Annotated in this window: 9 protein-coding genes; 5 read left to right on the top strand and 4 right to left on the bottom strand. The window is 73.1% G+C overall.

The genetic code is table 11. From position 1 onward, the window contains the following. Positions 1 to 652: 3'-5' exonuclease family protein (locus tag L1885_RS15190; RefSeq protein WP_235797642.1), on the bottom strand; the 652-nt coding region annotated here is incomplete at its 3' end. Positions 653 to 853: 201 nt separating this feature from the next. Here L1885_RS15190 and thrS point away from each other — a divergent pair. Continuing rightward, positions 854 to 2,836, top strand: a complete 1,983-nt coding sequence (thrS, locus tag L1885_RS15195; RefSeq protein WP_235797643.1) for a threonine--tRNA ligase — start codon at positions 854 to 856, stop codon at positions 2,834 to 2,836. A 32-nt stretch (positions 2,837 to 2,868) separates the two neighbouring features. Here thrS and L1885_RS15200 read toward each other — a convergent pair whose 3' ends face one another. Continuing rightward, on the bottom strand, positions 2,869 to 3,543 hold the full coding sequence (locus L1885_RS15200) for a potassium channel family protein (protein ID WP_235797644.1): 675 nt from the start codon (positions 3,541 to 3,543) through the stop codon (positions 2,869 to 2,871). 66 nt (positions 3,544 to 3,609) lie between these two features. Here L1885_RS15200 and L1885_RS15205 point away from each other — a divergent pair, with 66 nt between their 5' ends. Then, positions 3,610 to 4,173: an HIT family protein gene (locus tag L1885_RS15205; RefSeq protein ID WP_235797645.1), complete on the top strand. Its 564-nt coding sequence runs from the start codon at positions 3,610 to 3,612 to the stop codon at positions 4,171 to 4,173. Positions 4,174 to 4,251: 78 nt separating this feature from the next. On the opposite strand, the gene L1885_RS15210 is transcribed toward L1885_RS15205, so the two are convergent. Together L1885_RS15210 and L1885_RS15215 are read right to left on the bottom strand one after the other, a co-directional pair. Continuing rightward, a complete protein-coding gene (locus L1885_RS15210) occupies positions 4,252 to 5,880 on the bottom strand; it encodes an AbeC-like domain-containing protein (protein ID WP_235797650.1) in 1,629 nt (542 codons plus the stop codon). Between the two features lie 177 nt (positions 5,881 to 6,057). Then, on the bottom strand, positions 6,058 to 8,292 hold the full coding sequence (locus L1885_RS15215) for an elongation factor G-like protein EF-G2 (protein ID WP_235797646.1): 2,235 nt from the start codon (positions 8,290 to 8,292) through the stop codon (positions 6,058 to 6,060). 290 nt (positions 8,293 to 8,582) lie between these two features. Here L1885_RS15215 and pgsA point away from each other — a divergent pair, with 290 nt between their 5' ends. Genes pgsA through L1885_RS15230 form a run of 3 tightly spaced genes read left to right on the top strand, consistent with a single transcriptional unit; the run spans position 8,583 to position 11,352 of the window. Further along, the gene (pgsA, locus tag L1885_RS15220; RefSeq protein WP_235797647.1) at positions 8,583 to 9,275 is read left to right on the top strand and encodes a phosphatidylinositol phosphate synthase; all 693 of its coding nucleotides are present in this window, start codon (positions 8,583 to 8,585) and stop codon (positions 9,273 to 9,275) included. Further along, entirely contained in the window at positions 9,272 to 10,207 is a 936-nt protein-coding gene (locus L1885_RS15225; protein WP_235797648.1) for a phosphatidylinositol mannoside acyltransferase, read from the top strand. The genes pgsA and L1885_RS15225 overlap by 4 nt, the downstream gene beginning before the upstream one ends. Further along, complete coding sequence (locus L1885_RS15230; protein WP_235797649.1) at positions 10,204 to 11,352, top strand: glycosyltransferase family 4 protein; 1,149 nt, start codon at positions 10,204 to 10,206, stop codon at positions 11,350 to 11,352. The genes L1885_RS15225 and L1885_RS15230 overlap by 4 nt, the downstream gene beginning before the upstream one ends. Positions 11,353 to 11,387: the final 35 nt, after the last annotated feature.

The raw sequence follows: 11,387 nt of genomic DNA on the forward strand, positions 1-11,387 counted from the left end.
CGCCCCGCACCCGCCAGCCGAGCCCGCGCCGGTCCTGCGCCGCGTGCCACGCGCCCTGCAGCCGGTGCAGCTCCGCGGCCGTCAGCCGCCCGAGGCGCGCGGCGAACCTGCGGCCGAGCGCCCGGGTGACCTCCAGCCCCGCCAGTGCCCGGCCCGCGGGATCGCGGACCTCCGCGGCCCGCACGCCGTAGCGTGCGCACAGCTCGGCGAGTCCGGCCCCGCCCGGCCGCCGCCGGCCCAGCCGCCCGTCGAGCACCCAGGGGTCGAGGACGCACAGCGGCGCGGGCTCCGCGTACCGGGCGAGCCGGGACGCCCGGTGCCGCCACAGCTCGCGGTCCAGCACCGTGAGCCCGTACGAGGCGTGCTGCACCACCAGGGGCACGCCGTCCGCCCAGGTGCCGCCGAGGGCCCTGGCTATCTCCTCCACGACGGGTGCGGGCCAGCGGCCGTTGCGGTGCAGGAAATCCACCGTCAGGCCGAACGCGGCGGGCACCGGCACCCCCGGGTCCACCAGCCACCTCCGCACCCGCGGCGCCCGGTCCGGCGCCTCCTGCGTGACCAGCGCCGCCCAGACGATCCGGTCGCCCTCGGCGTCCCTCCCGGTGGTGGCGGCCCCGAACGCGGCCAGCGGCCCCTCGTACCACAGCGTCATTCACGAACTCCTCCGCCCCGCAGGGCACATGGCTGTGCGGAGGGCTGCGGGACCCGGCACGGACCGGTAGGTACCCGGACAGGTGGTGAGGTACGCGGCCTTTGCGGTCGCTATACCCTTTCGCGATCGACTGCCGATGCTCGGTACGATTCACTCCGCGCAGCGTTCGCTGCGGCAGCCCGTGCAGTGAGGGAGAGACCGGTGTCAGACGTCCGTGTGATCATCCAACGCGATTCCGAGCGGGAAGAGCGCGTGGTGACGACGGGGACTACGGCCGCCGACCTCTTCCCGGGCGAGCGCGCCGTCGTCGCGGCCCGGGTCGACGGGCAGCTGAAGGACCTCGCGTACGCCCTGGGCGAGGGCGAGGTCGTCGAGCCGGTGGAGATCTCCTCCCCGGACGGCCTGAACATCCTGCGCCACTCGACGGCGCACGTGATGGCGCAGGCCGTGCAGGAGATCTTCCCCGAGGCGAAGCTCGGCATCGGCCCGCCCATCAAGGACGGCTTCTACTACGACTTCGACGTGGAGAAGCCGTTCACGCCGGAGGACCTCAAGGCCGTCGAGAAGAAGATGCAGGAGATCCAGAAGCGCGGGCAGCGCTTCTCGCGCCGCGTCACCACCGACGAGGCCGCCCGCGTCGAGCTCGCGGCCGAGCCGTACAAGATCGAGCTGATCGGCCTCAAGGGCAAGGCGGCCGACGCCGCCGAGGGCGCGGACGCCGAGGTCGGCACCGGCGAGCTGACGATCTACGACAACCTCGACGCGAAGACCGGCGAGCTGTGCTGGAAGGACCTGTGCCGCGGCCCGCACCTGCCGACCACCCGGTACATCCCCGCGTTCAAGCTGATGCGCTCGGCCGCCGCGTACTGGCGCGGCAGCGAGAAGAACCCGCAGCTGCAGCGCATCTACGGCACCGCGTGGCCGACGAAGGACGAGCTCAAGGCGCACCTGGAGTTCCTGGCCGAGGCGGAGCGCCGCGACCACCGCAAGCTCGGCGCGGAGCTCGACCTGTTCTCCTTCCCCGACGAGCTCGGCCCCGGCCTCGCCGTCTTCCACCCCAAGGGCGGGGTGATCCGCAAGGAGATGGAGAACTACTCGCGCCGCCGGCACGAGGAGGAGGGGTACGAGTTCGTCAACACCCCGCACATCTCCAAGGAGCAGCTCTTCGAGACGTCCGGGCACCTGCCGCACTACTCGGAGAGCATGTTCCCGCCCATCGAGTTCGACGGGCAGAACTACCGCCTCAAGTCGATGAACTGCCCCATGCACAACCTGATCTTCAAGTCGCGGGGCCGCTCGTACCGCGAACTGCCGCTGCGGCTGTTCGAATTCGGCACGGTCTACCGCTACGAGAAGTCCGGCGTCGTGCACGGCCTGACCCGCTCCCGCGGCTTCACCCAGGACGACTCGCACATCTACTGCACCAAGGAGCAGATGCCCGAGGAGCTCGGCTCGCTGCTGACCTTCGTCCTTGACCTGCTGCGCGACTACGGGCTCGACGACTTCGAGCTGGAACTGTCCACCCGCGACCCGGAGTCGGACAAGTTCATCGGCTCGGACGAGGACTGGGAGGAGGCCACGGACGCGCTCCGCCGGGCCGCCGAGAAGCAGGGCCTGCCGCTCGTGCCGGACCCGGGCGGCGCCGCCTTCTACGGCCCGAAGATCTCCGTGCAGGCGAAGGACGCGATCGGCAGGTCGTGGCAGATGTCGACCCTCCAGGTCGACTTCAACCAGCCCAAGCGCTTCGGCCTCGAGTACACCGCCGCCGACGGCTCGAAGCAGCAGCCCGTCATGCTGCACCGCGCGCTGTTCGGCTCCATCGAGCGCTTCTTCGGCGTCCTGCTGGAGCACTACGCGGGCGCCTTCCCCGCCTGGCTCGCGCCGGTGCAGGCCGTCGGCATCCCCGTCGGCGACACGCACGTGCCGTACCTGGAGGAGTTCGCGGCGGAGGCCCGCAAGCGGGGCCTGCGCATGGAGGTGGACTCCTCCTCGGACCGCATGCAGAAGAAGATCCGCAACCACCAGAAGGACAAGACCCCGTTCATGGTGATCGTCGGCGACGACGACATGCAGGGCGGCACGGTCTCCTTCCGCTACCGCGACGGCTCGCAGGAGAACAACGTCCCGCGCGACGAGGCCCTCGACAAGATGGCCCGGATCGTCGCGGACCGCGTCCAGATCTGACCGCACGCGCGAAGCGGCCCCCGGCAGCGGCGTCAGCCCTCCGGGGGCCGCTTCGCGTCCCGGCCCTCCTGCCGGAAGACCTCGATCAGCCACGAGGAGAACGAGCCGGTCACGGCGCCGAGCAGCGCGAGGCCGCACACCATCAGGCCCACCGCCACCACCCGGCCCTCGGCCGTCACCGGCGTCACGTCCCCGTAGCCCACGGTGGTGATCGCCGAGGCCGCCCACCACACCGAGTCGCCGAAGGTGGTGATCGTCGCGCCCGGCGCGGTCCGCTCGACGTGGTAGACGGTCAGCGCCGCCGTGAAGGTGAGCAGCGCCGAGGACAGCCCCGCGTACGACATCACCCGCGCGTACAGGCTCAGCCGCGGCAGGTCCGTGCGGCGGCGCTGGACGGCCGAGTACACCTGCACGACCCGTACGGGGCGCAGCAGCGGCAGCAGCAGGACCAGCGAGTCCAGCCAGTGCGAGCGCACGAAGCCCCGGCCCTCCCCGCTCAGCGCCAGCCGGACCGCGTAGTCGGCCACGAAGACCGCCCAGGCGGCGAGCTGCACCCCGAGCGCCGCGTCCCGCAGCGCCGCCGGCGACGACCACGCCAGCACCCGCACCGCGTACGCCGCGAGGTACACCAGGGACACCCCGAGCAGGGGCAGCTCCGTCCGCCGCTCCCAGTCGTCGAGCCGCGAGGGGGCCGTGTCGTCACGCATCGTCCCAGCATCCCGGTGGCCGGTGAGGGCGGGCACCGGCGACACGCCCCGACAGGGCCAGGTCCTATGCTGCACAGCATGACGACTGAGCCGGAGCAGCAGATCGGAGTGGGGAGCCCGGACGCGTTCCAGCGCCTGTGGACGCCTCACCGGATGGCGTACATCCAGGGTGAGAACAAGCCCAGCGGTTCGGGGGCGGAAGACGGCTGCCCCTTCTGCGCCATCCCGTCCAAGTCGGACGAGGACGGTCTGGTCGTCGCGCGCGGTGAGCGGGTGTACGCGGTGCTCAACCTGTACCCGTACAACGGCGGGCACCTGATGGTGGTCCCCTTCCGGCACGTCGCCGACTACACGGAGCTGGACGACGCCGAGACGGCCGAGCTCGGGCTGTTCACGAAGCGGGCGATGACCGCGCTGCGCACCGCCTCCGGCGCACACGGATTCAACATCGGGATGAACCAGGGCGCGGTCGCGGGCGCGGGCATCGCGGCGCACCTGCACCAGCACGTCGTGCCCCGGTGGGGCGGGGACACCAACTTCATGCCGGTGGTCGGGCACACCAAGGTGCTGCCCCAGCTCCTCGCCGACACGCGGACCATGCTCGCCGCGGCCTGGCCCGTCGAGGACTGACCTCCTCGGCCCCGCGGCACGGCGGCGGGCCCGCACCGGCGAGGGTGCGGGCCCGCGCGCGTGCGGGGCGGCGGCGCCTCACGCGTTGTAGGTGTCGGCCTTCGACGGTGTCGGGTCCTGGACCTGCCCGCTGAGGACGCCCGCCCGGTCGCCGAAGCGGGAGGTGTCGACGTTGTGCTCCTGCAGGACCCGCAGGGCGGCGCTGTGCGTCGCGCGCAGCACGGGCGTCGCGGTGCGCAGCGCGTCGTCGGCCATGAAGCGGTGCAGCCACGGCTGCTCGGCCCACGCGTGCCGCAGCCCGAACGGCTCGGGCAGCACCAGCTTGCCGCCGAGGTGGTCCAGGATCGGCGGATACCACAGCAGGGGAGCGCGCACCGCGAGACGCACGACCTCGTCGTTGTCCACGAGGGGCAGGGTGCGGGTGTTGCTCTCCCAGAACTTGACCATTTTCGGCGTCGTCACGGTCTTGGGGGAGGGGCCCGTGGTGAACAGGCCGTGCACCGGGCCGAGAGCGTGCCCGGTGACCTCGATGCGCAGGGTCTCGTGCAGCACGGTCACGCTGATGAGCATCGTCAGCACGAGCTGGCCGTCCCAGAGCGTGAACTGCACGCCGAGGTAGTGGCGGTTGCCGCTGCCGAACTGCTGCTCGTTGCAGATGCGCTGTATCTCGTGCGGCTTGATCTGGTACGCCTCGACGTCCTGGCCCTCCGGCCGCGAGACGGCACCCGCGCCCTGTCCCACCGGCGAGACGATCCAGTGCTTCACCGAGGGCGTCGGGAAGCCGCCCGTGTTCAGGGGGCCCCGCTCCAGCATCTTCAGCTGGTCGTGGATGGCCTTGATGACGTCCCAGCTGCGGAAGCCGTGGATCTCCGTGCCCGGGTCCTTCGGGACGAGCTGCTCCGCGAGCTGCCAGCCGCCCCACCGCGTGCCCATGCCGAGTATGCCCTTGGGGCCCGCGTAGAAGACGACGTTGGACTGCTGCTCGGCCGTCAGGCGCTGCAGGCCCTGGCGCAGTTCCTCGCGGGAGGCCTCGCCCGGGTGGCCCGGCACCGCGTCGGGGACCTTCGCGCCGATGCCGCCGCCCGCCAGCAGCGCGGACCACCGCTCGCGCAGGTCCTTCGCCGTGGACTCGGAGATCCGCTTGGCGAGGTACCAGCCGACGACCGGCATCAGGATCATGCCGCGCAGGTACCAGCCGAGCACCCCGTCGAACGGCAGGAACAGCAGCACGATCACCGCGAGGACGCCGACCGCGACCAGCAGCAGCGTGCCGATGGCGCCCGCGCCCTTCGCCACGCCCTTCGACAGGCCCCGGCGCAGCGCGAACACCCCGAGCCAGATCAGCAGGCCGGGCAGGAACAGCACGCCGAAGACGACCGTGACGACGGTCAGCCGGCGGTCGCGCTCCTTGCGGATGTGGTTCGCGGCCAGGCAGTGCTCCACGACCGTCTGCGCCTCGATGCCGAAGGACTGCACGAGCGCCGCGCGGCCCGCCCCGAGCGTCCGCGTCTGCACGGCCCGCGAGAACGCCTCACCGAGGTTGGGGGCGAAGAGGTTCCGCTTCTCGCCCTCCTTGGTGCGGGAGCCGCCCTTGATGGTGGACTGGTGCCACTCGTTGTCCGCCTTGAGGATCTCCGTGATGGGGCTGTCCCTGTACGCGGCCGAGGCCAGCGCCTGGGTGGCGGCGGTCTGGCCCGCCGCTCCCATCAGGGGCACCTGTGCCCCAGGGCTGAAGTCGAACTCGTCGCTCACTGCTTGACCGCCCCCACCCGTCACCCGAGGTTCCGCTGTGCCGCCTCTTCCCGCTCAGCGGGCCCCGCACGCCTGTTGAGCTGGGCACCCCAGGGTATCCGGGGGGCCCGGCCCGTGGCAGTCATATGTCAACTACGCGTCGATCAAGCTCCGTTCCCGCAGCTTTTCGGCCACCGAAGGCGGCATCGCCTCGTGCCGCGCGTACGTGCGGCTGAAGCGTCCCGTGCCGTGCGCGACGGACCGCAGGTCGACCGCGTAGCGGCCGATCTCCAGCTCGGGCACCTCCGCCCGCACCAGGGTCAGCCCCGGCCCGGCCGGCTCGGTGCCGACGACGCGGCCCCGCCGGCCCGACAGGTCGCTCATGACCGGGCCGACGTGCTCGTCGGGCACCAGCACCGCGACCTCGGCGACCGGTTCCAGCAGATGGATCGGCGCGGCCAGCGCCGCCTCGCGCAGCGCGAGGGCGCCCGCCGTCTGGAACGCGGCGTCCGAGGAGTCCACCGAGTGCGCCTTGCCGTCGACCAGGGTGACCCGGACGTCGACCAGCGGGTGCCCCGCGGCCACCCCGCGCGCCGCCTGCGCGCGCACGCCCTTCTCGACGGACGGGACGAACTGGCGGGGCACCGCGCCCCCGACCACCCGGTCCACGAACTCGATGCCCGAGCCCGGCGGCAGCGGCTCCACCTCGATCTCGCAGATCGCGAACTGGCCGTGCCCGCCCGACTGCTTGACGTGCCGGCCCCGGCCCGTCGCGGGCGCGCCGAACGTCTCGCGCAGCGGCACCCGGTGCGCCACCGCGTCGACCTGGACGCCGTAGCGGCTGCGCAGCCGCTCCAGCGCGACCTCCTGGTGCGCCTCGCCCAGGCACCACAGCACCACCTGGTGGGTGTCCTGGTTCTGCTCCAGCCGCATGGTCGGGTCCTCCGCGACCAGGCGGGCGAGGCCCTGCGACAGCTTGTCCTCGTCGGCCTTGCTGTGCGCACGGACCGCCAGCGGCAGCAGCGCGTCCGGCATCGCCCAGGCCGCCACGAGCAGCGGATCCTCCGGCGAGGACAGCGTGTCGCCGGTCTCCGCGTGCGCGAGCTTGGCGACGCACGCGAGGTCGCCGGCGCGGCATTCGGCCAGGACCCGCTGCTGCTTGCCGAACGGAGAGGAGAGCGAGCCGATCCGCTCCTCCTCGTCGTGGCCCCCGTCCTGCCCGGGCCCGCCGTCCGCGGCGCCGGGCCCGCCGTTGGCGTGGTGGCCCGACACGTGCACCGTCGCGTCGGGCCGCAGCGTCCCGGAGAACACCCGCACGAGCGACATCCGCCCCACGTACGGGTCGGACGCCGTCTTGACGACCTCCGCGACGAGCGGCCCCCGCGGGTCGCAGCCGATCCCCTCGCGCGCCGCCCCGCGCGGGGTGGTGACCCGGGGCGCCCGCCGCTCCAGGGGCGAGGGGAACCCGCCCGTGACCAGTTCGAGCAGCTCGAGCGTGCCGAGGCCCTGGGTGCCGCCCTCCGGGGCGGGCGCGGCGGCGAGGACCGGGTGGAAGACGCCCCGGGCGACCGCCTTCTCCAGGTCCGCCGTCAGGGTGGCGACGTCGAGGTCCTCGCCGGCGAGGTAGCGGTCCATCAGGGACTCGTCCTCGCTCTCGGCGATGATCCCCTCGATCAGGCGGTTGCGGGCCGCCTCCACGCCCGGCAGCTCGTCCTCGGACGGCGCGGTCACGGTGCGCCCGCCCGACGCGTAGTCGTGGACGCGCCGCGACAGCAGCGCGGTCAGGCCGGTCGCCGGCGCGTGCCCGTCCGGTCCCTCGGGGCCGAGCACCGGCAGGTGGAGGGGGACGACGGCGTCCGGGTCTTCGCCGCCGAAGATGCGGCCGCACAGCTCCGTCATGGCGGCGAAGGAGGTGCGCGCCGTGTCGAGGTGGGTGACGACGATGGCGCGGGGCATGCCGACCGCCGCGCACTCGTCCCACACGGCGCGCGTCGCGCCCACGACCGCCTCGGCCTCCTGGGCGGCCGAGACGACGAAGAGGGCCGCGTCCGCGGCGCGCAGACCGGCCCTCAGCTCACCGACGAAGTCGGCATATCCTGGCGTGTCCAGGAGATTGATCTTGTATCCGCCCCATTCGACGGGCACCAGCGACAGCTGCACGGAGCGGTGCTGGCGGTGCTCGATCTCGTCGTAGTCGGAGACGGTCGCGCCGTCCTCCACCCGCCCCGGCCTGACGACGGCACCCGCCGTCTGCGCCAGCGCCTCGACGAGCGTCGTCTTCCCCGATCCGCTGTGGCCGACCAGGACCACGTTCCTCACGGTGGCGGGCCGGTCGGCCGCCGGCGCCCCTCCGGCGGCCCCGTTGTGTGTCTTCGCCTTGTCGCCCATGGTGTCCTGCCTCCCGGATGTGATCGCACGGCGAGGAGATGTGCACGGCGCGCCCGACGCGCACGATGCGGACAAGGGGGAGCGGCAGGGGCAGCTCCGGCGGTGCCCACGGTGTCCTTCGAGCTTCGCACTCCGGCCAGGTCGCGTCCATACGTCGTTCCCCCGTCCCGGCGGGCGCGGGCGATCGCGGCGCGAGCCGGGGACCCGGCAGTGGCGGGCGGCGGTCCTGGCTACGATGGGCCAGCCGACGGCCAGCGGGGCCGCCGCGCGCCGCCGACCCCGGGAAAGCCATGCTGAACAAGTACGCGCGTGCGTTCTTCACGCGTGTCCTCACGCCGTTCGCCGCGTTCCTGCTGCGACGGGGGGTGAGCCCGGACACGGTCACCCTGATCGGGACGGCCGGGGTGGTCGCGGGGGCGCTGGTCTTCTACCCGCGGGGCCAGTTCTTCTGGGGCACCATCTGCATCACCGTGTTCGTCTTCTCCGACCTGGTCGACGGCAACATGGCCCGCCAGGCGCAGATCTCCAGCCGGTGGGGCGCGTTCCTCGACTCCACGCTCGACCGGGTCGCCGACGGAGCCATCTTCGGCGGCTTCGCCCTCTGGTACGCGGGCACCGGCGACAACAACATGATGTGCGCGGTCGCCATCTTCTGCCTCGCCAGCGGCCAGGTCGTCTCGTACACCAAGGCGCGCGGCGAGTCCATCGGGCTGCCCGTCGCGGTCAACGGCCTGGTGGAGCGAGCGGAGCGCCTGGTCATCACCCTCGTCCTGGGCGGCCTCGCCGGCTTCCACGTCACCTTCGGTGTCCCGGGCATCCAGATCCTGCTGCCGATCGCCCTGTGGATCGTCGCCGCCGGCTCGCTCGTGACCCTGTGCCAGCGCGTCGTGACCGTCCGGCGCGAGGCCGCGGAGGCCGACGCGGCACGGGCCGAGGCCGAGGCGGGCACCGGCGGCACCGGCGCGTCGGGGGTCGCCTCGTGAGCGGCGCCAAGGACCGGGCGACCGACGCCCTCTACGGGCTCGGCTGGAGCGCCGTCAAGACGCTGCCCGAACCGGCGGCCCGCGCCCTCGGCAACACCGTGGCCGACGCGGCCTGGCGGCGGCGCGGCAAGGGGATACTGCGACTGGAGAGCAACCTCGCCCGGGTGGTGCCCGACGCGGGTGCCGAGCGGCTCGCCGAGCTGTCGAAGGCCGGCATGCGCTCGTACCTGCGCTACTGGATGGAGTCCTTCCGGCTGCCCACCTGGTCCAAGGAGCGGGTGGTCGGCGGCTTCGCCCCCAAGGGCCTCGAACACCTCGACGAGGCGTTCACGGAGGGCCGGGGCGTGATCATAGCGCTGCCGCACCTGGCCAACTGGGACCTCGCCGGCGCCTGGGTCGCCCAGGCGCTCGGCCGCAACTTCACCACCGTCGCCGAGCGGCTCAAGCCCGAGAGCCTCTACGACCGCTTCGTCGCCTACCGCGAGGGCCTCGGCATGGAGGTGCTCCCGCACGCGGGCGGCTCCGCGTTCGGCGTTCTCGCCCGGCGGCTGCGCGGCGGCGGCATGGTGTGCCTGGTCGCCGACCGCGACCTGTCCGCCTCCGGCGTCGAGGTCGACTTCTTCGGCGAGCGCGCCACGATGCCCGCGGGCCCCGCGCTGCTCGCCCAGCACACCGGCGCGGCCCTGCTGCCGGTCACCCTCTGGTACGACGACTCGCCGGTCATGCGCGGCACGGTCCACCCGCCCGTCGAGGTGCCGCAGGCGGGCACCCGCACCGAGAAGACATCCGCCATGACACAGGCGCTTGCCGACGTCTTCGCCGGCGGGATCGCCGAGCACCCCCACGACTGGCACATGCTGCAGCGGCTGTGGCTCGCCGACCTCGAACCGCGCGGCGGCGCCGCGCCGGGCGCCGGGCGGTCGGGCGCATGAGGATCGGCATCGTCTGCCCGTACTCCTGGGACGTGCCCGGTGGCGTGCAGTTCCACATCCGGGACCTGTCCGAGCACCTGATCAAGCTCGGCCACGACGTGTCGGTGCTGGCCCCCGCCGACGACGACACGCCCCTGCCGCCGTACGTCGTCTCGGCGGGCCGCGCGGTACCCGTCCCGTACAACGGGTCCGTCGCGCGCCTGAACTTCGGCTTCATCTCGGCGGCCCGCGTGCGGCGCTGGCTGCACGACGGCGCCTTCGACGTCGTGCACATCCACGAGCCGTCCTCGCCCTCCCTCGGCCTGCTCACCTGCTGGGCCGCGCAGGGCCCGATCGTCGCGACGTTCCACACCTCCAACCCGCGTTCGCGCGCCATGATCGCGGCGTACGCGATCCTCCAGGCGGCGCTGGAGAAGATCAGCGCGCGCATCGCCGTCAGCGAGTACGCGCGCCGCACCCTCGTCGAACACCTCGGCGGGGACGCCGTGGTCATCCCCAACGGGGTCGACGTCGACTTCTTCGCGGGGGCCGAGCCGCATCCGGCCTGGCAGGGGACCGAGGACGCGCGCACCATCGGGTTCGTCGGACGCATCGACGAGCCCCGCAAGGGCCTGCCGGTCCTGATGCGGGCCCTGCCGCGGATCCTGCGGGAACGGCCCGGGACCCGGCTGCTGGTGGCCGGGCGCGGCGACGAGAAGGAGGCGGTCGCCTCGCTGCCCAAGGACCTGCGCCCGCGCGTCGAGTTCCTCGGCATGGTCAGCGACGTGGACAAGGCGCGCTTCCTGCGCAGCGTCGACCTGTACGTGGCGCCCAACACGGGCGGCGAGAGCTTCGGCATCATCCTGGTCGAGGCGATGTCCGCGGGCGCGCCCGTGCTCGCCAGCGACCTGGAGGCGTTCGCGCAGGTGCTGGGGCAGGGCGAAGCCGGCGTGCTGTTCCCCAACGAGGACACCGACGCCCTGGCCGAGTCGGCCCTCGCGCTGCTGGCGGACGGCCCCCGGCGGGCCGCGCTGCGGGAACGCGCGTCCGCGCACGTGCGGCGCTTCGACTGGTCGACGGTCGGCGCGGACATCCTCGCCGTCTACGAGACGGTCGCGGACGGTGCCGCCCAAGTGGCCGCGGTCGACCGCACGCCGGGCGCCTGAGCGCCCCGGCCGGCGCGCGGGGACGGCCCGGCGCG

It is taken from the genome of Streptomyces fuscigenes (genome assembly GCF_021556455.1).
Lineage (GTDB): Bacteria > Actinomycetota > Actinomycetes > Streptomycetales > Streptomycetaceae > Streptomyces > Streptomyces fuscigenes.